Origin of the sequence: Chordicoccus furentiruminis, from assembly GCF_019355395.1 — a bacterium.
Lineage (GTDB): Bacteria > Bacillota > Clostridia > Lachnospirales > Lachnospiraceae > Chordicoccus > Chordicoccus furentiruminis.
Genome location: NZ_CP048829.1, coordinates 3,081,578 through 3,106,648, shown reverse-complemented (window position 1 = coordinate 3,106,648; position 25,071 = coordinate 3,081,578). Strand labels below are relative to the sequence as shown.

Annotated in this window: 21 protein-coding genes; 6 read left to right on the top strand and 15 right to left on the bottom strand. The window is 57.8% G+C overall.

The window, feature by feature from the left end:
* Positions 1 to 2 precede the first annotated feature (2 nt).
* The 7 genes from G4C92_RS14165 to buk form a co-directional block, all read right to left on the bottom strand.
* On the bottom strand, positions 3 to 692 hold the full coding sequence (locus tag G4C92_RS14165; RefSeq protein WP_274940464.1) for a metallophosphoesterase: 690 nt from the start codon (positions 690 to 692) through the stop codon (positions 3 to 5).
* Entirely contained in the window at positions 689 to 2,380 is a 1,692-nt protein-coding gene (locus tag G4C92_RS14160) for a phospho-sugar mutase (protein WP_274940463.1), read from the bottom strand. The genes G4C92_RS14165 and G4C92_RS14160 overlap by 4 nt, the downstream gene beginning before the upstream one ends.
* Positions 2,381 to 2,542: 162 nt before the next feature.
* Positions 2,543 to 3,979: a hypothetical protein gene (locus tag G4C92_RS14155; RefSeq protein ID WP_274940462.1), complete on the bottom strand. Its 1,437-nt coding sequence runs from the start codon at positions 3,977 to 3,979 to the stop codon at positions 2,543 to 2,545.
* Positions 3,980 to 3,984: 5 nt separating this feature from the next.
* Positions 3,985 to 5,226: a beta 1-4 rhamnosyltransferase Cps2T gene (gene cps2T / locus G4C92_RS14150; protein WP_274940461.1), complete on the bottom strand. Its 1,242-nt coding sequence runs from the start codon at positions 5,224 to 5,226 to the stop codon at positions 3,985 to 3,987.
* A 26-nt stretch (positions 5,227 to 5,252) separates the two neighbouring features.
* Entirely contained in the window at positions 5,253 to 6,767 is a 1,515-nt protein-coding gene (locus G4C92_RS14145) for an oligosaccharide flippase family protein (RefSeq protein ID WP_274940460.1), read from the bottom strand.
* A 90-nt stretch (positions 6,768 to 6,857) separates the two neighbouring features.
* On the bottom strand, positions 6,858 to 7,652 hold the full coding sequence (proC, locus tag G4C92_RS14140) for a pyrroline-5-carboxylate reductase (protein ID WP_274940459.1): 795 nt from the start codon (positions 7,650 to 7,652) through the stop codon (positions 6,858 to 6,860).
* A gap of 14 nt (positions 7,653 to 7,666) precedes the next feature.
* Complete coding sequence (gene buk, locus G4C92_RS14135; protein ID WP_274940458.1) at positions 7,667 to 8,773, bottom strand: butyrate kinase; 1,107 nt, start codon at positions 8,771 to 8,773, stop codon at positions 7,667 to 7,669.
* Positions 8,774 to 8,862: 89 nt separating this feature from the next.
* Here buk and pdxR point away from each other — a divergent pair, with 89 nt between their 5' ends.
* From pdxR to G4C92_RS14120, 3 genes are all read left to right on the top strand, one after another.
* Entirely contained in the window at positions 8,863 to 9,996 is a 1,134-nt protein-coding gene (gene pdxR / locus G4C92_RS14130; protein ID WP_274940457.1) for a MocR-like pyridoxine biosynthesis transcription factor PdxR, read from the top strand.
* 172 nt (positions 9,997 to 10,168) lie between these two features.
* Positions 10,169 to 11,974 (top strand): ABC transporter ATP-binding protein, encoded by a 1,806-nt coding sequence (locus G4C92_RS14125; protein WP_274940456.1) that lies wholly within the window; start codon positions 10,169 to 10,171, stop codon positions 11,972 to 11,974.
* Complete coding sequence (locus tag G4C92_RS14120) at positions 11,958 to 13,703, top strand: ABC transporter ATP-binding protein (protein ID WP_274940455.1); 1,746 nt, start codon at positions 11,958 to 11,960, stop codon at positions 13,701 to 13,703. Before G4C92_RS14125 ends, G4C92_RS14120 begins: the two co-directional genes overlap by 17 nt.
* Before the next feature lie 21 nt (positions 13,704 to 13,724).
* Here the strand turns inward: G4C92_RS14120 and G4C92_RS14115 are convergent, their stop codons facing one another.
* The 4 genes from G4C92_RS14115 to G4C92_RS14100 all read right to left on the bottom strand — a co-directional run bounded on the left by G4C92_RS14115 (position 13,725) and on the right by G4C92_RS14100 (position 18,827).
* Entirely contained in the window at positions 13,725 to 15,329 is a 1,605-nt protein-coding gene (locus tag G4C92_RS14115) for a L,D-transpeptidase family protein (RefSeq protein WP_274940454.1), read from the bottom strand.
* On the bottom strand, positions 15,316 to 16,173 hold the full coding sequence (locus tag G4C92_RS14110; RefSeq protein ID WP_274940453.1) for a patatin-like phospholipase family protein: 858 nt from the start codon (positions 16,171 to 16,173) through the stop codon (positions 15,316 to 15,318). Before G4C92_RS14110 ends, G4C92_RS14115 begins: the two co-directional genes overlap by 14 nt.
* A 76-nt stretch (positions 16,174 to 16,249) precedes the next feature.
* Positions 16,250 to 17,836 carry a L,D-transpeptidase family protein gene (locus G4C92_RS14105; RefSeq protein ID WP_274940452.1) on the bottom strand — a complete coding sequence of 529 codons (1,587 nt, stop codon included), beginning with the start codon at positions 17,834 to 17,836 and terminating at the stop codon, positions 16,250 to 16,252.
* 181 nt (positions 17,837 to 18,017) lie between these two features.
* On the bottom strand, positions 18,018 to 18,827 hold the full coding sequence (locus G4C92_RS14100; RefSeq protein WP_274940451.1) for a transposase: 810 nt from the start codon (positions 18,825 to 18,827) through the stop codon (positions 18,018 to 18,020).
* A 234-nt stretch (positions 18,828 to 19,061) separates the two neighbouring features.
* Here G4C92_RS14100 and G4C92_RS14095 point away from each other — a divergent pair, with 234 nt between their 5' ends.
* The gene (locus G4C92_RS14095) at positions 19,062 to 19,442 is read left to right on the top strand and encodes a hypothetical protein (protein ID WP_274939919.1); all 381 of its coding nucleotides are present in this window, start codon (positions 19,062 to 19,064) and stop codon (positions 19,440 to 19,442) included.
* Positions 19,435 to 20,886, top strand: a complete 1,452-nt coding sequence (gene tnpC / locus G4C92_RS14090; protein ID WP_274939918.1) for an IS66 family transposase — start codon at positions 19,435 to 19,437, stop codon at positions 20,884 to 20,886. Before G4C92_RS14095 ends, tnpC begins: the two co-directional genes overlap by 8 nt.
* Here tnpC and G4C92_RS15240 read toward each other — a convergent pair.
* Positions 20,794 to 21,201 (bottom strand): helix-turn-helix domain-containing protein, encoded by a 408-nt coding sequence (locus G4C92_RS15240; RefSeq protein WP_408611781.1) that lies wholly within the window; start codon positions 21,199 to 21,201, stop codon positions 20,794 to 20,796. The genes tnpC and G4C92_RS15240 overlap by 93 nt on opposite strands.
* 679 nt (positions 21,202 to 21,880) lie before the next feature.
* Here G4C92_RS15240 and G4C92_RS14085 point away from each other — a divergent pair.
* Positions 21,881 to 22,519, top strand: coding sequence for a phosphoribosyltransferase (locus G4C92_RS14085; RefSeq protein ID WP_274940450.1), 639 nt, complete (start codon positions 21,881 to 21,883; stop codon positions 22,517 to 22,519).
* 84 nt (positions 22,520 to 22,603) lie between these two features.
* Here the strand turns inward: G4C92_RS14085 and rpe are convergent, their stop codons facing one another.
* From rpe to G4C92_RS14070, 3 genes are read right to left on the bottom strand one after another with little or no spacing between them, the layout of a single operon-like run.
* Complete coding sequence (gene rpe / locus G4C92_RS14080) at positions 22,604 to 23,275, bottom strand: ribulose-phosphate 3-epimerase (protein ID WP_274940449.1); 672 nt, start codon at positions 23,273 to 23,275, stop codon at positions 22,604 to 22,606.
* Positions 23,272 to 24,216, bottom strand: a complete 945-nt coding sequence (locus tag G4C92_RS14075) for a transketolase family protein (RefSeq protein ID WP_274940448.1) — start codon at positions 24,214 to 24,216, stop codon at positions 23,272 to 23,274. Before G4C92_RS14075 ends, rpe begins: the two co-directional genes overlap by 4 nt.
* Positions 24,213 to 25,040, bottom strand: a complete 828-nt coding sequence (locus tag G4C92_RS14070) for a transketolase (protein WP_274940447.1) — start codon at positions 25,038 to 25,040, stop codon at positions 24,213 to 24,215. Before G4C92_RS14070 ends, G4C92_RS14075 begins: the two co-directional genes overlap by 4 nt.
* Positions 25,041 to 25,071 lie beyond the last annotated feature (31 nt).

Genomic DNA, 25,071 nt, shown 5'->3' with positions numbered 1-25,071 from the left:
ATTCAGTAATCCATCTTTTTCATCGAGGCGAGACGGAAGACGTCGTCTTCGATGATCATCGCCGTAAGCCGGCGTCCGAAGACACAGCCTGTATCGAGACAGATGAATCCTCTCTCCGGAAGCGTCATCCGGACGTCCTCCCCGAGAACCAGCGCGTGTCCGTCTTCCGTAAAAAGGCAGGGGGCGTTCATCGGCGTATGTCCTCCGATTCCGAGCTTTCCGCGATAGCTTCCCCCTGTCACCGACCGGTCCCAGAGCAGGATATCCGGGTCATTATCCGAAGGGATCTCTGACACAAGGCCCGCGTGAACCGCGATAAACCGGTCCGTCTCAAACCAGAGCGGTGTCCGCGAAAGAAACCGGCCCACCTCCTCCAGCGGCTGATGGTGCAGTTCAAAGGAGGCGAGGGTCCGGAGTCCGCCGTTGACGCGCCAGAGCTCAAGAGCTGCGGGATTGTTCAGATAATCCAGCAGGAACTGGTCATGATTTCCCCGTACAAGAATGAACCGTTCTCCCATCTCAGCCGCCAGCTTCCGAACCGTCCGGTAGACCGCATAGGAGTGGCGCCCCCGGTCGAAAAGATCGCCCAGAATCACCAGGCGGTCCTTCGTCCGGTCGAGCTCCGCCTTTCGAAGCAGCGCCGTCAGCTCCAGCGCGCAGCCGTGAATGTCGGTGGTGATGATCGTCTTCATGAGATCTCATCAACCATGCGTCCGACGGCGGCGGACAGCGCGTCCACCCTGCGCGCCGCACCGGTCCCGTCTTCCGCCTTCGCATAATAGTAGAACTTGATCTTCGGTTCCGTACCCGACGGGCGCATCGCGAACCAGCTTCCGTCCGCGAGCGTGAACTTCAGCACATTCGAAGCCGGAATGTCCTCATACCCGTGCAGATAATCCGTCGTCTCCGCGACCGGAACGCCTCCGAACCGATCCGGCCTGCCGGCACGGAAAGCGTCCATGATCCGGCTGATTCTCTCCTGCCCCTCCCGGCCTTTCAGCACAACGGAGACCTGACTCTCGGCAAAGTAACCGTATGTCCGGTAAAGATTCTCCAGGTAATCTCGCAGAGAGACGCCCTGTCTCCTGCAGTATGCGGCAAGCTCCATCATCAGCATGCCCGCGCAGACGCCGTCCTTGTCCCGCACCTTTTCGCCCGGCGCGCAGCCGATGCTTTCCTCATAGCCGAAGAAGTAGGCGTATCCCTTCGATTCCAGCTCCGGAATCCGTCCGCAGATGTTCTTGAACCCCGTCAGTGCCTCGAAGACATGAATCCCGTACGCATCACAGATCGTCCGCCCGAAATCTCCGGTCACGATGGACTTGATCATCGCCGCCTTCTCCGGAAGCCTTCCCGCCGCCTTCTGACTCTCCGCCAGATAGGCAATCAGCATCGCTCCTGTCTGGTTTCCGTTGAGAAAGCGGAAGCCTCCGCGTCCGTCGGCGATCTCAACCGCCATCCGGTCACTGTCCGGATCAGTGGCGATCAGCAGCTCGGCCCCTGTCTCCCGCCCGAGTTTCTCCGCCAGTTCAAAGGCCTGCGGGTTTTCCGGATTCGGAAACGGGACGGTCGTGAAGTCCGGATCCGGATCCCGCTGTTCCTTTACCACATGCAGATTCGTGAATCCGCGGCGCGCCGCCATCTCCCGCATCGGAAGGCTGCCCGCCCCGTTGAGCGGCGTATACACCACCGGCACGCTCCGGTCAAGTTCCGCATCCGGCCGCTGCTGCATCGACAGCACATACGCAAGGTAAGCGTTGTCCATATTCTCACCGAGCATATGGACATATCCCTGGCGAACCGCTTCCGAAAGCGGCATCCTCCGGAATGAATCAAAGAAGCCAAGCCGGCAGATCTCCGCGAGCATGCCGTCGGAAACGGCGCCCGAGATCTGAGCTCCGTCCTCCCAGTACACCTTGTAGCCGTTGTACTCCTTAGGATTATGGCTCGCCGTCATGTTGATCCCCGATACCGCCCCCAGCGTACGGATCGCGAAGGAAAGCTCCGGAGTCGGCCGGAGCGACGGGAAAAGGTAGACATCGATACCGCTGCCCGCAAGAATTTCCGCGGCCAGTTCGGAAAATTCCTTTGAATGATGACGGCAGTCATAGGCGATCACCACTCCGCGCTTCCGATCTCTGCCGGAATGCAGAATATAATTTGCGATTCCCTGAGTGGCCCTGCCGACCGTCAGGCGGTTCATCCGGTTCGTTCCCGCGCCGCAGATACCCCGAAGCCCCGCGGTCCCGAACACGATATCCTGATAGAAACGTTCCGTGATCTCCGCGTCGTTTCCGCTGATCGTTTCCAGTTCTCTGCGAAGCGGGTCCTCCGCCTCAAGATGCTCCATCCATTCGCCATATCGTTCTTCCGCGTTCATGACGCACCTCCTTCTCCGTTCCGTTCGTTCTGATGATCCTATTCTAACACAGCGTCCGTCCTGCCGGAACCGGCTTCCGCACCGAATCCGGGATGACACATGCTGATCAAAGAAAACGGCCCGCGGAATCCGCGGGCCTTCCCTCCTGGCGCCGGTCCATTCTCAGATCACGAGACTTCCGAGCACCGGTTTTCCGTATGTTGTGACGATGTTCATCAGATCATCGGTCTGCGCATAAGAAGACTCTTCGACAGAGGCCGCCATCACCACCGCGTCGCAGCTCTCCAGCTTCTCCCACGCTCCCGGGTCGCCGCTGAAGCGGCTGATCGGAAGAAGCGCAGATGCGCCTTCCTTCGCGGCTCCGGATAGAGACGAGGCGGCGTCCGCAAGCAGATTTTCCCGCACATCGCCGATCAGAGCGATCTGCTTTGCGCCGCTGGAGAAATGATTGAGGTTCTCCGCGGCGATCCGGTAAGCCGTCGCCGGATCCTGCGCGCTCAGATACCGCCGGTCGATGCCGGCCGCCCAGCGTTCCAGTCCGCGGAGCGTTCCGATATCTTTCTTCGGCACGACGCCCAATTTCCGGATCTGGTAGAGCTCATTGAACTCCCGTGCGGAAAGTACCCGCCCCCGCGCCATCTGAACGAGAACGCAGCAGATGAAGAACAGAACCGCGCCGGCGGCAAAGCCCGCTGCTGCATGCTTTACAGACGAGACCAGCACGTGCCGGCGGCTCATCACCGGTGCGGACGTCTTCGATGTCGCCGCGGTCACGGCCGCGCTGCTCCGGTTCCGGTCGATATTCGTCTTGAACGTATCCTTGGCCGTCATCAGCGAATTGATCTCACCCACGCGTGCCGAGTGCCACCCGAAGCTGCCATTCTCCGTCGAATGATAGGACGCTTTTCCCGTGACGACAATGCTGAAGAGTTCCGGATCCGCGACAGACGAGAAGTCCGCCTTCTGAACCTGACGGAGCACCTCGTCCCGGATCGCCGCCGCCTCCTCATCGGTCCGTCCCCGCGTCTGGAATGTCAGGGCGTGAGCATTGGTGTCATAGTTCACCGTGCTGAAAAGCTCCTTCACATAGACCGGTTTCGTGTCAAGCTTCTTCGCGAGATCCGTCAGATCAAGACGTGAGGAAATAAAAATGTTCATCCAGCGCAGAAGCGCATTGGCCTCGTCGCTGCTCCAGCTGTAGTCAGCCTCCGACGTTCCGCCGGAAGCGGCCGCAGCCTTCTCCGCCTGCTCTCTTGCCTTCGATTCATCGACATAAATGTCAAAGGAAGCGTATGAAACATTCGCAAAATCAAGCTGCGCAAGCAGAGAATTGGCCAGGTAGTCCTGTCTGGACGCAATCTCACGGTTGATCCGTTCCAGTTCCTTCTGATACGTCGACGTACTCTCTTCTGAGGCATCGGATCCGGCCGTCTGTCCGGTCTGCTGCTCCGTCTTTTCTCCATTCGCGTCCGTATAGGGCCAGAGCTTCTTCACCTGACGAGCGCCGAAAACAGCCGCCAGCAACAGCGCCACGGCCAGCATTCCCTTCCAGCGCTCAAGGACCATTCTGAGCATCGTACTCATTCTGACTCTTCTCACGCGGTTCATTTCTCCTGCGAACCTCCTTCCGATCCTGCCTTCCCCTCTGCGGGCATGACGCCGTCGAGAAGAAGTCTCTCATACTCGCTGACGATAAACGGCCAGCTGAATGCCTCTCTGATTCTTTTTCTTGCACGCTGCCCGAAAGGGATGATCTCCGTCTCCGTCATCCGGTCCGCCCGGTCAATGAGAGAACTGAGGCTGCCCTCCTCAAGTGTCCAGTAAAGCGCCGCGTCTTTCGCGACCTCCCGGTTGAACCCTACATCATAGAGCAGATTAAGGTCCGTTGCGCCCAGTGCCTCCAGAAGAGACGGGTTCGTCCCCCCGACCGAGTGCCCGTGAAGATAGGCATGGGCTCCCCGTCTGATTTCTTCCAGCAGATCCTGATCATAGACGGTTCCCGCGAAGCAGACTCTGCTGTCCTCTGTAAAATGCAGCCGCCGGTCCAGCTCTTCATAAAGAATCTGATTCGGCGTGGTGATGATCACCAGCTTCCTTTTCGTACCGGACCGGAGAAATTCGCGAATCATCGTTTCATAATTGTTTTCCGGCACAAAGCGGCCGACGATCAGATAGTACCCGTCCGCACTCAGCCCGTGCGTATCGAAGAACGTCTGACAGGACGGACTCCTGTCCGCTCTGCCCGTCGGACGCATCTCCGATCCGTACGCGATGTAAGTCGTCACCGGATGCAGGCGGCTGTATTCAGTCCGAATATAGCGTTCGATGGTCTGGCTGTCGCAGATCAGAAGATCAGCATGCTTCACCATCAATCGCTCCGAGAGCTTCCAATAGCGCCGGACGGGCGGACTCCACTTCGCTCTCATCCACTCGTGCCCGTCAGGATTGACGAAAAGCTTTCCTCCCAGGCGATGAATCTGACGGGCGTACTTCCATATAAAGGGTCCGACGCGGCAGGCAAGCACATAGACGACCGGCTCACAAATCTCCGTATGTGTTTTGATATAGCGGATTACGCGGCGGAGCGCGGCCAGATCATAGTATACGGACATCTGCGGCTTCGTACCCGGCGCGCGGATCGTGAAGCAATCCGCGCCATTGTATCGAAAGACACGGTCGTCCTCTCCCTTGCATGCGACATGATACCGGATCCGGTCCGAACGGCGATACTCCGTCAGTTTGTCCACAAAGGTCTCAAACCCGCCGTAAGCGGCCGGGATTCCCTTGCAGCCGATGATGAAGACATGACGTACCTCGGCCGTTCGGTTTGTGTCAGTTGATTGCATTTTTCACTCCATATTTCAGACAGATTTCAGCGTTTTCCGGATGAGCCGGTGCAATGCGGCGCTCCCTTTTTCAGAACCCTCTGGACAAGGAACACCGTAAGGAACGAATCCCTCAGCAGCACCAGTACCAGTACATAGACCAGAAAGCCCGCCGCAAAGGCCGCCAGAATCGACAGCATCGGATGACGGATCAGCTTCATCAGCGCCAGAATCGTCCCCAGCGTGGCTCCGCCCGCCGCCAGCTTCTTCCAGGAAAGCCTCCAGAGTTTCCCGGCCGTCATATACCCCCGTGAGTGCCGGACGTAAAGGACCGTGATCGTGGTCTCGGCCGCCAGTGTCCCCGGAATGGCGCCGATTGCCTGAAAGCGCGGAATCAGGAGGAGGTTCATGACAAGATTGACGACAGATCCCGCGATGATGTACCTCGAGCTTTCCTTCCTGTATCCGGCCGGCGTATAGAACTGGGAACCGAGACAGTTGCTGATGCCGATGATCACCACCACCGGACTGAGAAAACTGAGGATCGGCGCGACAGGTCCGTACCCCGGTCCGAAGAAGACCGGGACGAAACGTTCCGCGATACCGATCATGCCGAAGGTGTAGCCGATGCCGATGAAGAGGATGTAGTTGGCGGAATCCTCGATTCGTCTCCGAATCTCATCATACCGCTTCTCCTTGAAAAGATACGCGATTCGTGAGCCCATCACCGAGTTGATGGCGGAAAACGTTACCATCTTCACCATATTGACCACCTTCGTGGCCTGCTCATAGTATCCGTTCTCATACGGGTCATGGGTGATCCACTGAATCAGCGATTTATCCAGCACGGTATAAACGGATGTGGCGATCGTCGGGATGAAATAGACGATCGTCTCCCGGAGATGCCGGAACACATGCAGCTCCTTCCGATCCACATGAACGAGGAAGCGCGGAAGATAGATCCACATGCTCAGCGTCCCGAGAAAGCTGGTCACAGTCATCAGCGCCACATACAGCAGCAGATCGCTCTCCTTCTTCACCAGAAGAAACAGCAGCACGACGCCGAGAAGCTTGAAGATGGCGTTCTGCCGGATCGTGTACTCGAACTGTTCCAGTCCCGAGAAAAACCATGAAACATTCATCATCGTCTCGAGAAGCGAAACCGTCAGAATGATGTAAAAGACCCGGTACTCGCGCGAGAAAAAGATCAGCGCGCCCCACGCCAGCAGAACCAGCGCGCCGGTAAAAACGGTAAGCAGCTCGATCTCCCAGAACAGCACGCTTCGCTTATGAGGGTCATGCCTCTCCCGCGCGATAGCCCGGTTGCCGTAGGAGACGGTTCCGAGTGCCGCGAACAGTGCGAAATAGGTCTCCATCGAATTGGCATAGCTGTACATGCCGATCTGCCGGTCACCGAGCACGCGGGACGCGTAGGGCGCCGTAATAACAGGCGTGAGAATGCTCAGAATCTGATAGAACGTGCTGAGCGTCACGTTTTTCCGGAGGCTGACCGGTTTTACGGTATCGGCGTCCGGATTTTTTAGTTCTGTTTCGTTATTCAAGCCGCCGATCTCTCCGTTCTCCCGTATGTCTTCTACTCGTCCGTCTTCCGCCGCACGCTGTTGAAGTCTCTCTGTTCCGATGGATTTTTCTTATTCTTTTTCCGAGGGTTTCATGATCGCGTCGATGGACGCGATGCAGGCATGGCGGAACCCGTTCTCCTCCAGTGCCGCGACGCCTCTGATCGTCGTACCGGCCGGAGATGTCACCTGATCCTTGAGCACGCCCGGGTGGGCGCCTGTTTCGAGCTGCAGCCGTGCCGATCCGAGAATCATCCTGGAGACCAGCTCGTAGGCGGTATTCCTCGGCAGGCCGTAGCGGACGGCCGCGTCGCCGTAGGCCTCGATCATCAGATCGACGAAGGCCGGCCCGCAGCCGGTCACCGCGCCGCCGATTCCCATCAGACGGGAAGGCAGTTCCACGATTCCGCCCGCCGCGCCGAACAGCTCCATGATCTCCTTCCGCTCATCCGGCCGGAGCGAATTCGTCTCCTCAAAAAGAAAGACGCCTTCCCCCACCATCGCCGGGGTATTCGGCATCACGAACTGCAGCCGGACGCCCTCCGGAAGGCTGGCTTCGTAAGCTGCGAAATCCCATCCGGCCGCGATGGAGATCAGGGCTTTCCCGGGCAGCAGCGGTCCTATGTTCATCAGCACATCCCGGATCTGGTACGGCTTGCAGGCCATCACGACCATGTCGGATATGCGCGCCAGTTCCTCGGGTGATGAAACCGGTCTGAAACCGATGCGTTCCGCGTTCTGCCTCAGTTTGTCCTGGTGAGGCGCATAGGCGGCCATTTCATTCCGGCCGATCCGCCCGGATGCAAGAAACCCGCGTGCAAGAGCCTGTGCCATCTGACCCATTCCGATAAAGCCCAGTGTATTCACTGTCCATCATCTCCTTATACTTCGATACCGAAACCGTTCCAAACCGGTTTTCCCGGATAACGCTTCGCCTCTTCCTCGCCTCTCAGCACACGCAGCGCGCCGAGCGCCATCGCCTCCGGCTCCAGCTCGCCCGGATATGCGGTGACCGGCGCGATCCAGCCGCAGCTTTCCCGTATTGTCGCTTCCACCTCGGGGAAGCGGAGAAGACCGCCGGTCAGCACGATCCCGTCTACATGGCCGTGAAGAACCGCGGCCATCGAGCCGATATACTTGCAGATCTGGTAAATCATCGCATTCCAGACCAGCACCGCGCGGCGGTCTCCCGCCTCCGCCAGACGGTGAACGGCGTTGGAATCAGACGTGCCGAAATGGCTCGTCAGTCCGCCGGCCTGGCTGCATAGATCGCGTATCTCTTCCTCTGTTTTCCCTCTCAGATACCGGTTCACATCGGTGACCGCCATCGTGCCCATCCGGGTCGGCGTGAAAGGCCCCTCCCCGCCGCCGGCATCATTTCCGTCAATCATCCGGCCGTGATGGTGGGCCGTGACGGAGATTCCCCCGTCGATATGGCATACGATCAGATCCAGCTTCTCATAGGGCCGTCCGAGCTTCTCCGCGTGTCTGCGCGCAGTGGCCTTCAGGTTCAGCGCATGGGAGATCGCGCGCCGGTACACACCGCGGACGCCTGTAATCCTCGCCAGATCCTGCAGCTCATCCACGACCGGCGGATCCACCATGAAGACCCGTCCTCCGAACAGTTTCTGCACCCGGGCCGCCATCTGAACGCCAAGCATGGAGGAATGATAAAGGCCTCCCTTCGCCTCCCTCGTATCCCGGATCAGACGGTCATCTACCTCATAGGTGCCGCCCGGCACCGAATAGCATCCGCCTCCTCGGCCCACGATCGCGTCGATTCCGCGAAGGTCGATCGAATGATCCTCTATAAACCCGCGGACCACTTCCATCCGGTAATCGAGCTGATCGTTGATGGTCGGGAAGGTAAGGAGAACCTTCGAATCATGAAAGACATCCTCCGTGAACAGACAGGTCTCATCGCGGAAAAGTGATACCTTGGTCGACGTGGATCCCGGATTGATGATAAAGATACGAAATGACTTCATTCCGCTCTGCTGTCCTTTCTTTTGCTGTCCTTCCATCATACCACAGCTGTGAAGACTTATGGTATGATTCTTCCGGGAGGTCAGACTGTATGAATTATTCCGTCAGCGCCGGCGATTCCGCCCCGGCCTATCTTCAGCTGTACCGCCAGATACGGCGCGACATCACCGGCGGCGCCTACCAGTACGGTGAGCATCTGCCGTCGAAGCGGATGCTTGCGGAGGAAACCGGCACCAGTGTCGTCACTACAGAACACGCCTACGCGCTTCTGGAGGAAGAAGGCTATGTGGAGACGCGCCCCCGCAGCGGCTATTATGTCTGCTACCGTCTCGATGACGCGTTTCCGGCCGGGTCTCCGGAACCGGAAGCGCCCGCACGCGCCGTGTCCCCCGGGACAGTTCCCGCACCGGACTCCTCCGCGGAGACGGATCGGACGGCGGATGCATTCCCCTTCACGCTGTTTGCGAAGACAATCCGCAAGGTGCTGAACCGCTACGACGAACGGATCCTGATCCGTTCTCCCTATAACGGCTGTATTGAGCTCCGCTCCGCGCTGGCCCGGTATCTCCGGCGCGGCCGAGGCATCGAGGTGTCGCCGGATCAGATTCTGATCGGATCCGGCGCCGAATATCTCTACAGTCTCATCGTCCAGATGCTGGGACGCGGCCGTCTCTTCGCCCTGGAGGATCCGTCCTACGGCATCATCCGGCGTGTTTACGAAGCAAGCGGTGTTCGGACCGAGCGGCTCGCGATGGGGCCGGAAGGCATCCGCACGGACGAGCTGGCGAAAAGCCGCGCTTCCGTGCTTCATGTCACGCCATTCCACAGCTTTCCCAGCGGAATCACCGCCACCGCCTCAAAGCGGAGGGAATACATCCGCTGGGCCGCCGCGAGAGACGGTTTCCTCATCGAAGATGATTACGACTCGGAATTCACCATCTCGACAAAGACCGAGGATACGCTCTTCTCCCTCGAACCGGACCACACGGTGTTCTATCTCAACACCTTCTCGAAGACTCTTTCCCCCTCGATCCGGATCGGATATATGGTTCTGCCTGCCTCCCGGTCCGACCTGTCTGAGAAGGTTTCCTTCTATTCCTGCACGGTCCCCGTCTTCGACCAGCTCGTACTCGCGGAATTCATCGACAGCGGCGATTTCGAGCGGCACATCAGCCGCGTCCGGCGCGCCCTGCGAAAGCGTTTGGCGAAAGGAGCAGAGCCGTAAGAGCCGGCCGGCGCATGCCTCCGTGATCCGCCTCAAGGTTTTACGGATTTATTACAAAGAATATCATATTCTGTTACGTTTTGCATCACGGTTTTTGTCTTCGCGTCTTTTGTCCGCGGAAGGCCGGGGGTATAATAGCAGAAGCAGTTCAGTCAGAGCAGGGAGGGCTCGCATGCGGACTCATCGCCATACTCCTCCGGATCCTGCACGCATCCGGACTTATTTTCTGAACGAGCGGCAGACGCTGGCTGTCGTGACACTCGCAGGCCTGATCTACAATATCGGTCTGGCCGCCGGGCCCTGGTTCGAAGGCCAGATGGTCCAGCTTCTCTATGAAATACTGAAGGGGCGCAGGACAGGCTCCGACATGCTGCGTCTGGCTCTTCTTTATGTGATGGTGATCCTCGCAGTCCAGGCCGCCCGGTTCTCAAAGCGCCTTTTCGTGCGCAGATTCGCCAACAGCACGCTTCGATCCATGAAGCACACGCTCTATCATAATCTGCTGGCACGTCCGGCCTCCGCCCTCCGCGGCGAAACCGGGATCGGAGGCTATCTGAACCGCGCCGTCTCCGACGCGGAGGCCTGCGCCGAGGGAATGCGCAAGGCGACCACCGAGGTTTTCGACACCGGCGTGGTCATGATCGTCTATCTCGTGATGCTCCTTGCGCTCGATGTCCGGCTGACTCTGATCACGATTCTCTTTCCGCCGGCCGCATACATTCTGGCAGGGAAGCTGAAGAGGCGCGTCACAGGTCTTTCGGCGGAGGCACGCTCCGCAGCCGACCGCCTCGGAGAAGCAACCTGCGACCGTGCGGAAAACGCACTGACGTACCGGGTCTACGGTCAGGAGGCAAACAGAAACGCCCGCTACGAAGCCGTACTGGAGGACTGCGAGCGCCGCAGCATCCTCGCCGGTTTCTGGCAGAACGCGATGCAGCCGGTCTATTTCGTGATCTCAATGGCAGGCACGGTTCCGATCCTTTCACTTGGGATCAGAAATGTCACCGGCAGCGGCTGGACGCATTGGAACATCGCCGCCCTCACCACCTATCTCGCCTGCTTTACCCGGCTGGCGGCCAAATCTTCCCACGCAGCGAAGCTGTTCAATGCGGTGCAGAAGGCTGATGTGAGCTGGAAACGGATCCGGCCCTTTCTCTCCGCAGTGCCGGGAGATCCGGTTTCTCTGCCGCTCTCCGTCGCCGCTCCGGCTCCGCTCACCGTGAGCCACCTCTCCTTCCGGAGTCCCGATGGGAAAGAGCTGCTCCGCGACATCAGCTTCGAAGCCAGGCCCGGCCAGATCATCGGCGTCACAGGAAGCGTCGCATCGGGCAAGTCTGCACTGGGACGCGTCTTTCTCTGCGAAACGCCTTATGACGGCTCGATCCGCTTCGGCTCCGCGGAGCTCTGGCATTCCGTCCATCCCGATGATGAAGCGTGTCTTCCCCTTCAGGTGATCGGTTACCTGGGGCATGACCCGGAGCTGATCAGCGCGTCCGTTGAAGAGAACATCACGCTTGGCGACGCGGACCCGGGCGGCGGACATGACCTGCTGACAGATGTGCTCACCGCCGTCTGCATGGACCAGGAGGTTCTCGATTTCCGGGACGGCATCCGCACCCGTATCGGGGAAGGAGGTCTCCGTCTTTCCGGAGGCCAGAAGGCCCGGCTCGCGCTTGCCCGAACCCTCTACCACCGGCGTCCGGTCATGATTCTCGACGATCCGTTCGCCTCCGTTGATTCCGCCACCGAACGGCGTATCCAGTCGAATCTCCGACGGCTTGCGGGAGATTGCATCATCATCCTCATCTCCCACCGACTCGCCTGTTTCCCCGATCTGAACGGTGTCCTCTGGATGAAGGATGGAACCGGCCGCTTCGCCGATCACACCACTCTGATGCTGAGCGAGCCGGAGTACGCGGCGCTCTACAGCATGCAGACAGCCGGAGAGGAGGCAGCTGGCCATGAAAAGACAGAATAACGGGCAGACCGGAAGCGGCGGGCCGATCCGGAGAATCATGTTCGCCACGATCCGTTCGAACCGGAAGATTTCGGCCGGACTTGCCGCATCGGTCGCGGGCGCCATCATCCTCAATCTTCTCCCGCCTCTTGTGCTGGGATCCGTCATCGACCGCCTGACACGCTCACGGAACGTCCCCGTCCGGTACGCCTTCCTCTACTTCGCTCTGCTTGCAGCCGGCGGATTGATGACCTCCGTCCGCGAAGCGCTGATCACGGTATTCGGTCAGAAGATGACCCATGCGCTCCGAAGCCGCATGTCGGAAAAGATGCTCCGCCTTCCCTCCCGCTACTTTACATCGCACGAAAGCGGCGAGGTGACCTCTCTTTTCGTCAATGACGTGGACACCGTGGAGGACCTCTTCTCTTCCGGCGTCATCAGCATGTGCTCGGATCTGGCCGGCGTGATCAGTGTGATGGCCGTGATCTTCACAAAGAGCCGCGGCCTCGGTCTCCTGATGACAGCCGCAGCCGTCATTCTCTTTGTGATGACACGCCTCTTCCAGATCCGGACACTTCGCGCGCAGATCGAGAACCGGCGCGCCATCGGACGCGCCAGCGCGCAGATACCGGAGACCATTCGGAATATCCGGATGATTCATGTTTTTCACGCGGAGAAGTATATGGAGAACGTCTACGATGATGCGGTGGACGACAGCTTTCAGGCGATGGAGCGGGCCAATTTCTTCGACGCGGTCTACTCGCCCATCGTTCTCACGGTGAGCTCTGTCATCATCGCCGTGATGATGGCCGCCTCCGGTCAGGGCGACGCCTTCCGCTCCTTCTTTGGCGTCACCGTCGGAACCTCCGTCACCCTGATCGCCTATGTAGGAAAGGTATTCGGTCCGCTTGAGAGCATCGGCATGGAAATCCAGAATATCCAGTCCGCTTCCGCCGGCCTCACGAGAATCAGAGAGTTTCTGGCCCTTCCCGACATGCAGCCGAACGGATCCGCAAGTCCGACTGAGACGGAGAAGGAGGCTGTGAGCGCTTCTTCCAGTTCCGGAACGGATACGGAGGAAGCGGAAGCCGGACGGGAATCGTACCCGAAACGCCGCGGAAATGAAATCCCGGAAGAGGACGACGCGGTTCGAATCGACCGCCTCTGCTTCGGCTACGACGAAGATCATACGATCTTCTCGGAATACTCGCTCATCGTCCGAACCGGGGAGACCGTTGTTCTGACCGGACGGACCGGCATCGGAAAAAGCACGCTGTTCCGGCTGATTCTGGGACTCCTCCGGCCGGATCGGGGAACGGTCCGGGTCTTCGGGGAAGACCCATCCCGGATCAGCCCTTCTCTCCGCCGCCGTCTCTTCGGATATGTTGAACAGACGTTCCGGCCGGTACCGGGGACCGTTCTCGATCAGATCACGCTGGGCGACCCGGCCGTCAGCACCGATGATGCGCAGCGCGCGCTTTCCCTCGTCGGGCTCCCGGACATCCCCCTCGATCTTCCGTTCAGCGAGAGCCGTCTCTCCCGCGGTCAGGAACAGCTGCTTGGCATCGCGCGCGCCGTGGTGCTCAATCCGCGCCTTCTCCTTCTTGACGAAGTCACAGCCAGTCTGGACGCCGGAACTGAAAAAACGGTCCTCGGCGCGCTGAGGGCAGCGTCCGAGGGCCGTACGGTCATCTCAATCTCGCACCGTCTCTACGAGACAATGGGCGGCAGAACCGAGGAGCTGGTCTGAACAGAGACACGGAGCAGACCGTTATTCGTCCGTCTGAAGGCTCGCCTCCAGATTCGCGCTGTTATCCTCGTCCGTATTGTCCTCGTCCGTCTCGCCTCCGGTGTAGGTCTCGTTATGAATCACAGGCACCGTATTGTCACGGTCATAGATGATCACCGGCGTCCCGGTATCGATGTTCTCGAAAATCCTCTTCACCGCGTCATACGGCGTATTGATGCAGCCGTGGCTGCCGTCCGTCAGCCAGATATCGCCGCCGTAGTCGTCCCTCCAGGAGCTGTCATGGATGCATATACCATTGTAGGCAACAGGCATCACATAGTTCGCGAACGACGAACCGTAGCTTCCCTTCATCGTGTGGTCCTTCAGCTTATCCAGAATACAGAACACGCCCGGCGGCGTCGCCCGGGTCTCTGTCGCGAGACCGGAGACGATATCCGTGTCGACAAAAAGCTCACCGTCCACGTAGTACCACATATGCTGCTGGTCGAGACTGATCTCCACATAGGTATTGCCAAAGTCCCCTCCGAGATCATCCCGTTCCCGGCCGTAGGAATTCCAGTCAAGCGCCACAGTCTGGGAGGTGCCTGACATCAGCGCGTCCCGGATCGCGGCGGCGCTGGTTTCCTGGTTCATCTGATACCCGAAATCATCATAGGAGCTGCCGCCGACCGTGAGGGTATCGCCCTCATACGTTTTGAACTGACGCTCCTTACCGAAGGTGTCGTATGCATCCGCCAGCTTTTTCGTGTAGGCGATCACGGCGTCTGAGCTGATGTTGACCGATGAGCCGTTATACTGAATCCAGTCAACGAACTCGCTCTTGTCCAGCGTCACATAGACGCCGCCCTCCATGTACAGCTTCAGGACGACGCTCTCCATCGGCTTGATCGCCGAAATCGCCGCGGCAAGCGACGGATCGTCCGAACGGACAGACGCCGTGAGGTAACAGCCCGTCTTCTCCAGATCAAGCGTATCCGCACCCTTCTCAAGCGCTTCCCTGACGGCCTCAAGCGTCTTCGCCTCATCCAGCCTTGTACCGTCATCCTCCGGATGAATGAAATAACCGTCCGTCGCGTTCCTGTCGAGATAGGCGTCCTTCGGATCCCGGACACCGCTTCCGGAAATACAGTCGAGCGCCTTCACCGCAGCATCCAGCTTTTCTTCGTCGTACCGGACGCCGGATTCCGTTTCGATGATGGTATTTCGAATGAACGACAGCGGCCAGAGCCAGTAATCCTGATCATCGATCAGCTGCTGAAACGTCATATTGGAGGTCAGTTCGAATCCGATGGCGTCCAGATCAAGGCTTTCCTCCCCGCCTTCCTTTTCCAGAATCGTAAGCGTCCGTCCCGCGTAGGTTTTCTCAAACTTCTTCTGCGCTTCGGAGGCGTCCAGACGGCTGTAATCCACCCCGTTGACCGTCGTCATCGGAAGAAAACGGCCTCTCAGAAGGATCCAGCCGGCGCCGTAGCCGGCTAAAAGGGCCGCGACGCAGATCAGAAGCATAATCCTGGCAGCACGGGCCGCGCCGGTTTTCTTTCGCTTTCCGCCGGATGCTCCCGCCCGGCCTTTTTTCAAAGGCACCGCGTTTCCGCTCTGTTCCGCTTCTGCTTTATGCTTTCTCATCTCCCAGGAACTCCCTTACCGCTTCCAGCTGCCCTTCGGCTGCTTTCCGCCCTTCTTCATAGGCACGCTGCATCACTGACTCGTCGTGTTCCACGCTGTGAATCTCAAGCGGCGCGTCAGGCTGAATCACAAGCGCCCTGCCCGCCGCCACATCGTCCCAGACCTGACGCACCTGCTTCCTGTATCGCAGATGACGGTTTGCCAGCGCCCTGACGGTGGCCGGATATTGCCGCAGCGCGACTCGGATCAGCGGCATCAGCCGGTTCGGCTGCTTCACATAGTTCTTCGGCTGGGTGAGGACCACAACGTTCCGGTCGTAGCCGACCGACTCGAAGAAGCGGAGCGGAATCGAATCGGAAATGCCGCCGTCCAGCAGCTCATAGCCGCCGATCCTGACGATCTTCGAAGCGACAGGCATCGACGCGGAGGCGCGCATCCATTCCAGATCCTCGTATGTCAGCTCCTCCGACCGGTGGTATACCGGGCGTCCGGTCCGCACATCCGTGCAGACATACCAGAATTCCATCGGGTTCGTGCGGTATGTCTCAAAATCCATGATATCGATTTCAGTCGGCAGGATATGATAGTCAAATTCCGCTGCGTAGAGATTGCCGGTACGCAGGAAGCTCCCGAGCCCGGCGAACCGCCGGTCATGCGCCATACGGCGATTGTAGCGGATCACCCGCCCCGGCTGTCTCGACTTGTAATTGCAGCCGAACGCCGCGCCGGCCGAGACGCCGACCGCACCGTCGAATTCAATGCCGTTCTCCATGAAAACGTCCATCACCCCGGCCGTGAACAATCCGCGCATGGCACCTCCCTCCAGCACCAGACCCTTCTTCATCTCCTGTCCTCCTTCCGGTTCACCCTTGCTCCGCCGCTCTGCCCCTCCCCGAAGGGAAACGCCGACGTTGTCTTCCTCAATCTTCGTTCAGAATCCGGCTCACGTCAGCCGCCGTCAGGGCCGCCTGCCCGTCCTGCGTCCTGCCGGATGAGTCAGATCCGCCGTCTGTCCCGGCGGAGCCGTCCGCGTCTTCTCCTCCGGAGGTCTTTGATTCGCTTCCGGCACCGGCGTTCTCCGAAGTCGCGGCCGCCGTCAGATACGGGTTGGAGGGATCCGGATCCGTCGGATCCCAGCCCTTCTTCGACGTATCACTGAGATCGATCTGAATTCCTTCCGGTCTTCCCATCGGTCCCGGCGAATTGGCGTCGTCATAAATCACGCAGGGGAATCCGTCCGGACAGTTGTCATAGATCCACTTCGCGTCCGCGACGCAGAGACGGACGCAGCCGAGACTGGCGGTCGTCCCCAGCTTGTTGAACTCCTCGGACTCCAGATCAGCCGGGTTCTCAGTGAAGTAAGGCACCGAATGAAAGAGGATATGTCCGTTGATCCGCGTCGCGTACTGGCCGAAGGAATCGTCATAAAGCGTCTGCCATCGGTAGCGCTCCTCCGTGGTGAACCTCCCCACCGGCGTATCCGTTCCCGTGCTGCAGAGAAAAACCTGAACCGGAACCGTGTAACGCCCGTCCGAATCCTGCTGATAGACCGTCACCACGTTCTGCTGCCGGTTGACCGCGACCAGATACGGCTGGTTCGTCACACCGGACGCATCCCAGAGGATCGCGAAATTCTTCCCCTGATACTGCGCCACATCGCTTGAAACCGTCACCACACGCTGCACGGTCGAGGTATTGCCGAGCGCATCCGTCGCCGTATAGGTGAGCGTCGTGTCCCCCGGCTGTGAGGTATCTACGCTCTGCGGCTCAACCGCAAGCTGCGGAGCGTCGTCGCTGTTGTCGGTGACGGAGACGCCGCTCATCACATCGAAAGCATCTCCTGTCCTCACGACCGTATACTCCGCACCAAGAATCACCGGTGCAGCAAGATCCGCGTCTTTGACGATAACCGTCACCATGGAGGACGTCTGGTTTCCGCCCGTATCGGTCGCCAGCACCTTCACGTTCTCGGTGCCCGGTGCGTCAAACTTCATCTCGGTCTTCCCGTCTTCGAAGGTTGTCGTAACCTCCGTCGAATCCGACGCGGACTTCACGAGATCCTCCACCTTCAGCGTGGAACCGACGCCGACCACGACAGTGTCCTTCTTCAGTGTGATGGACGGCGCGTCCGTATCGACCACATGAACCGTGAGATCCGCCTCAACGGACGGATTCGGAGAAAAGTGCTCAACCAGCTTCTCGAGCGCCGATTTGCGGAGCTGATATCGGACCGTGTAATCACCGGCCCGTTTCAGGTCAACCCGGGAATCATCGATCGTGAGATCTCCGGTCCTCGCGTGCAGGATTGTGTAGCCGACCTGATCTTTGCTGAATGTCTCGCCGGCTTTCACGGTGACCTCACTCTGGTCGAGCGTCACCGAAGGTCTCGATGTGGCGCTCCACACCGCGATGAAGCAGACGGACAGAAGCAGCAGCGAAGCCGTGACGGCCAGCAGCGCGAGAAAAAACATCCGCAGCCCCCGTCTGAATCGATTAACGTTAGCCATGTATTTCCTCAAGTGAACGGGTTGTCGGTTGCATTTCCATCCGATTCCCATCGGACAGTCTGAAACGGCGTGATGCGGAAGGCACCACGTCGCTCTATCTTAGCGCATACAAAGACCTGGATGCAACCGGAATCATTTGATCCGATGCATCGCCGGCGCTTGATTTTTGCTATTTTATGCCTCAATCACTTTTCCTATGGGATTTGGGGTTCCGGACCACCTCAGCCCGGCTTAAGTCAAAGAGCTTGAGGAAGAAGTAGTCATCATCCGGGTATCCATATCCCTGACGCCGAAGCGTCTTAATCTTGTTGTTGATGCCCTCGATTTTGCCAGAGGACATGTCGTAAGTTGCATGGGCAATAATGCCTTCGAAGTGTTTGGACAGTAGTCTGTGGAACCACATGAGATGGACATTCCCAGTCTCTTCGCAGAGGTCCATGACTTTTTCAATGTCCTTCATCATCAAAGTTTCGTCCACACGGCTGTAAGCCAGAGTCAGAGTTTCTTTGATGAGATCACAGGTGAACAGGAGCTTGTTCTCTTTGAGCAGGTCATCGTAGCGGGCTTCATACCCCTCCTTGCGCCTGTACTCTTCCTTGCAGAACATCTCGCTGCCCTTGGAGATAACCTTGCCATCACGTGCCTCCTGGTCCTTCTTCCGAAGGGTCTTTCTTGAGGACGTGAGGATATACTTTGACCGTTTCAGCTGGCGTGCGCCTTCGAAGTTGCCCTCATCGTAAAGCCTGCGCTGTTCGTCCTTCCGGATCTCGCTGACCACCTTATCGTTGAAGTTCTTAACGATGTGGAAGTAGTCAAAGACCGGCTGGATATGAGGGCACTTTTCCTCGAAGGCTTCCTGGAAATCGGAGTTCATGTCACAGGCAACCGCCTCGACATTGTCCATCCATTCCAGACCGATATGCTTGATGAAGTCATACACGACCTGCTTTTTCTTGCCGTGCGAGATCCAGAGGATATGCCCGGTAAGCATGTCGATGATGTGAGTGGCATAGCGGTGTCCGTCGTGCAGCTTGAACTCATCAATGCCGAGGAAACGCGTCGTTTGCTCAGGTTTTATCAGTGTTTGGCCATCAATGGTGTATTGTAACTGTTCAGAACCCCCTGCACTGACATAGTTTTACATAATAGTGACACGTAACATTTGATATTTTTCCTTAATAGTGATACAATATAATAAAAGTAACACTATTAAGGAGACAGATTCATGGCAATCGTAAAGGTTCATAATAAAGCTCGCAATATAACATATGTCTATGAGTCTGTTTCCTATTGGGATAAGGAGCTGAAGCAGCCCCGTTCCCACCGCAAGCTGATTGGCCGCATCGATCCTGCCACAGGCGATATTGTCCCGACGGGAAAGCGGACAAAGGCAGATGCTGCTTCCCTGACCCATAGTGATACAGACTATAGGGCATTGTATGAGCAGGCTCTGGCAACAATAGCGCAGAAGGATGCCCTTATTGCAGAGCTTCGTAGTCAGCTTACCGCCGCAGAAGGCGAAACCCGTTTCTGCCGCTGTTCGATGAAAAAGGCTTGTGATATCCTGATGGATACCGCTTCCGGAAAGGAGCGGGTCAATGGATGACAAAGATCTTATTATCGAAACAATGGCAAAACAGAATGCGGATCTCACCGCACTTGTGCAATCACTGACGGAAACCATCAAGGAATTAGAGGAAACTATCCGAGAGCTCCAGCGCCAGCTGAATCAGAACTCCCAGAACAGTTCCAAGCCACCTTCCAGTGATGGTTTCAATAAACCAAAGCCTCAAAGTCAGCGGCAGAAATCCGGCAAGAAGCAGGGCGGACAGAAGGGGCATCCGGGCTCCCATATGTCGATCCCGCATGAACCGGATGAATACAGCAAACATTTGCCGAAAAAGTGCCTTTCCTGCCCGCGGCTGAACGAGTGCGTCATGAGCGGCAAAGTATTTACCTGCGGTGAGAAGCGTTATGAAGTCAATGCAGTCATCACAACCAGGGTGACAGAGCACCAGTCCATCCAGGTGGCATCATGTCCATGTACGGGGGAAGCCCTGGCCGGGGAATTCCCTGAGGGAATCCGGGCATATGTACAGTATGGCGATTCCGTTTCCGTACTTGCCGGATTGCTGAGCACCTATGGAGCAGTCAGCACAATGCGGATCCATGTCCTGCTGGGAAGCCTTCTCGGGATCAGCCTGTCCACCGGGACGATCACCTCCATGGTGTCGAAGTGCGCCCAAAAAGTGGGCGGTACACTTGAGACTATAAAGTCCATGCTGATCGGGTCGAAGGTCGCCAACTTTGATGAGACCGGCACCGACGTGAATGGAAAAACCATCTGGGTGCATAATTCATCCACTTCGGATCTGACCTATCAGACGATCAGCACCAAACGTGGCCAGATCGGCATGGAGGGGAATGGTGTGCTCACCAAGTTTGGCGGTATTGCTGTACATGACTGCTGGTCTCCATACTGGAAGTATGACGATATCACACACGCAGTTTGCAATGGACATCTGCTGCGCGAACTGACCGGTGTTGAACAGTATAGTCCGGGACACATGTGGGCGCCGGGGTTCAAGACCCTCCTCCGTTCCATGAAAAAGGCCCGTGATAAAGCGGTGGTCAAAGGCAAAACGGAACTCAGCTACTATCACCTTCATAAGTTTGACACAGAGTATGACAGGCTTATGATGATGGCAAATGAGGAATGTCCTCTTTCCCCAGATCCGCTAAAGAAAAAGAAAGGGCGGAAGAAAAAAGGGAAAGAGCGGTCGCTCATCGAACGCCTTATGGCACTCAAGGCATCAGTCTGCCTTTTTATCAGGGACTTCGATGTTCCCTTTGATAACAACCAGGCGGAGCGCGATGTCCGCAATGTCAAAACAAAAACCAAGGTGTCCGGATGTTTCCGTACAGAAAGTGGGGCGCAGGATTATCTGGACATCATGTCATACATTAGCACAGGCAGGAAGCACGGTATCAGCGCTTATGAAGCTTTGACAGCTGCTTTTACTGGGAACGCTGAGATCGTCCTGCAGTAAGCAGGGGTTCTGAACAGTTACGGTGTATTTATCCTGAAGCCGTTTCAGATCGATCGCCTTTACTGTATTCTTGCCAAGTCCGGTGATCTCAGACACCTGCTTCAGCGTATAAGTCCCTGTAGCGAGAAGGTCCTTCGTGTATTGCAGAAGTTCCTTTGTGATCCGATGATGATCGGCCATGAAAGGAACAGACTGCATCACGGTTGCGCCGCAGTGAGGACATTCCAGCTGATTGCGTCTGAATGAAAGGTAGCCAAAACTTCCTCCGACATTCAGGTGCTGCACAGCAATAGGATGCCCGCCATGAACATGCATCTTTTTGCCGCACTTCGGGCAGATGCGATCAGAATCCTGTATGTCCAGGGTTCCCTCATAACGGTAGGCAGTACGGCCGGACCTGGTAGTCTCAACCGTCGTTTTGGTGTTGTAGAAGCTGGTCATGGAGGAAGGAACCATGAGGAAATTTCCGGTAAAAGCGGAAAAAGACAGTTGCCCGTTTGCGTCAGTCCGAGTACAATTCATGCAGAGGATCTCCCTTCTGTTTGGGTTGTTACATCCGCCAAGATGCAACTCGAATAGTACAGGAAGATCCTTTTTTATGCAATTGTTTTATGGTCCCGGCAGCGCCTCGCCTGTTCCGAGGAGCAGAACCAGAGGCATGATCCCAGCCGCCGAAGGGGATCCTTGACAGGGTTCTCAGGAAACGTTACACTTCCGAGCCCGACGGCGATGGAGTCTGGAGCCTGTCCCTGAGTTCTTCGCCGTCGGCATAGACCGGACAACGTTTCCTGAGGTTCATGTCAAGGACGGCGTCCGTTGAAACTATTAACCGGGGAGAGCGCTCACATGTTCACCCCACACCAAAAATGATTGACCCTATTTTATCGCAGAAATATGTACGGAATGTGTCGAAAAAACGACGCTTGCAAACCGGCTTGTGCTAAAATAAAAGCAATCTGATAAGCCTGCGGGCCAGATGAAAGGAGGCAGAAGTATGGAAAACTACCGGAAAATCGCATCGAAGGAATTTCCCGACGTCATCCTGCGGGTTGTGCCGGGGCATTTCGTCACACCGAACTCCCATGTCAACTACTATCTCGACATGACGGCGATCAAGTCGCGTATGACCGAAGCCCGGGCGGCTGCGAAAGCCCTCAGCTCGATCCATTATTACACGACGCCTGTGGACACGATCGTCTGTCTCGACGGCACGGAGATCATCGGCGCCTATCTCGCGGAGGAGCTCTCAAAGGCCGGCGTCATCTCCATGAACGCTCACAAGTCGATCTACGTTCTGACGCCCGAATACAGCGCGGCAGGACAGATGATCTTCCGTGAAAATCTGCAGCCCTGGATCCGAGGAAAGAACGTGCTTCTGCTGCTTGCTTCCGCGACCACCGGCACCACCATTGTCCGGGCTGTCGAGTCGCTCAGGTACTACGGCGCGGCCATCAGCGGCCTCTCCGCGATCTTCTCGATCGCGACGAAAATCGGAGGGCTTCCGGTTTACTCGATCTTCTCCAAAGCCGACCTTCCCGACTACGCGTCTTATTCTCACGAGGAGTGCGTCCTCTGCCGGAACGGTCAGAAGGTGGACGGCATCTGCAACGGCTTCGGTCTCTCGCCGCTCTGACTTCATCCTGAAAATGCCGGGGCGCCGGCTTTTCCTTCCCGGCCGGCGCCCCGACTTTTCCCTTCCTCTGTGTTCAGACCGCTTTCATTCGTTCTCCGCTTCCCAGAGCGCGAAATCTTCCATAAACTTTCTGGTATTATTCCGGATATCGCCGCGGTACACGGCGGATCCGGCGACGATCACATTCGCGCCGGCGTCCAGCACCACACGGACATTGTCCGTCTTGATGCCGCCGTCCACCTCGATATCCGTCTCACGGTCAAGGCCGGCGAACATCCGGCGCGCCGCGGCGATCCGTCCGGTTGAGGCGGGGATGTAGGACTGGCCTCCGAATCCCGGCTCCACCGTCATCACCAGAAGCATATCGATCGCTTCCGCCAGCGGTCTGACCGCCTCCACCGGCGTCGCCGGTTTGATGGCAAGCCCCGCCTTTTTTCCCGCCGCATGGATCGCGTCGATCACCGCCCGGGGGTCCTCCGCTGCCTCGAGATGGAAGGTGATCAGATCGGCACCGCAGTCCGCCATCCGTTTCACATAGCGTTCCGGATGCCAGACCATCAGATGCACATCAAAGAGCTGGTCCGTGACCGGCCGGATCGACCGGATCACCGGATCTCCGAAAGTCAGCTGCGGCACAAAGCTTCCGTCCATCACATCGATATGGACGATCTGGGCTCCGCCCTCCCGTGTCCTGAGAATATCGTCGCCCAGATGGCTGAAATCTGCCGACAGAATCGAAGGCGCAAACAGGATCATTTCGCCTCCATGAATGCCCTGACCTGCTTATAGATCCCCTCGGCATCCAGCTCGTATTTATGAATCAGCTCAGCCGCCGGACCGGATTCGCCGAAGCGGTCGCGGACGCCGATACGGTACATCCGGGTCGGGCAGCTTTCCGCGAGACACTCGGCCACCGCGCCACCGAGGCCGCCGATGATGCTGTGCTCTTCCGCCGTGACGACGCGTCCGGTCTTCTTCGCTGAGGCTGTAATCAGTTCCTTGTCAAGCGGCTTGATGGTGCAGATGTTGATCACCTCCGCATCGATGCCGTCCGCCTTCAGGCGGTCCGCCGCTTCCAGAGCGGCGTGGACGCAGATACCGGTCGCAACGACCGTGACGTCGCTTCCCTCGCGCAGCACCTTGCCCTTTCCGATCTCGAATTTCTCGTCGGGATCATTGATAACCGGAACCGCCGCGCGGCCGAACCTGAGGTACACCGGTCCCTCGAAATCAAGTGCCGCCTTCACGGCCTTTCTCGCTTCCACATCGTCAGCGGGGCACATCACCGTCATACCGGGGATCACCCGCATCAGAGCAAGATCCTCGAGGCACTGATGGGACGCGCCGTCCTCTCCGACGGAAATGCCGGCGTGCGTCGCCCCGATCTTGACGTTCAGATGCGGATAGCCGATTGAATTTCTCACCTGCTCGTACGCACGTCCCGCCGCGAACATCGCGAAGGTGCTGCAGAACGGGATCAGTCCGGTCGTGGAAAGCCCGGCCGCGATCCCCATCATGTTGCCTTCCGCGATACCGCAGTCGAAGAAACGGTCCGGATAGGCTTTCTTGAACATGCCGGTTTTCGTCGCACCGGCCAGATCGGCGTCGAGCACGACCAGATTCGGGTACTCGGCGCCCAGATCCCGGAGTGCCTCGCCGTAGCTCTGTCTTGTTGCGATTGCCTTCACATCACTCATATCGTCTCACCAATCCTTTCCAGATCCTTCATCGCCTGCGCGTACTGCTCATCGTTGGGGGCGGTGCCGTGCCAGCTCACCTGATTTTCCATAAAGCTGACTCCCTTGCCCTTCACCGTCTTCGCGATGATGGCCGTCGGCATTCCCTTTGTCTCCCGTGCCTCGCGGAAGGCCGCGCGGATCTGGTCAAAATCATGGCCGTCGATGTTGATGACATGGAAATTGAATGCCTCGAACTTCCTGTCGATCGGATACGGATTGTTGACCTCGGTCACCGTTCCGTCGATCTGAAGGTTGTTGTTATCCACGATGACGCAGAGGTTGTCGAGCTTCTTCGCTCCGGCGAACATCGCCGCCTCCCAGACCTCGCCTTCCTCGATCTCACCGTCACCCAGAAGCGTGTAGACGCGGAAATCCTTGTTCTGAACTTTTCCGCCCAGCGCCATCCCGCAGGCCGCGGAGATTCCCTGGCCCAGCGAGCCGCTGCTCATATCGATACCCGGAAGATAACGCATCGACGGATGTCCCTGCAGCCTCGAGCCGGTATGCCGGAGTGTTTTCAGCTCCTCCACCGGGAAATAACCCTTCTGCGCCATCGCCGCGTAATAGCCCGGAGCCGTATGGCCCTTGGAAAGCACGAAGCGGTCGCGGTCCGGATCCGCCGGTTTCTTCGGATCCACGCGGAGTTCCTCCATATAAAGGAAGGTGAAGATATCGGCTGCGGACAGCGATCCGCCCGGATGACCCGATTTTGCGGCATGTGTTCCCTCAATGATGCCCTTGCGGACCTCATTGGCTACTCTCTTCAATTCCCGATTATCCAATGTGATTCCTCCTTCTTTGCCTCTTGCCCTG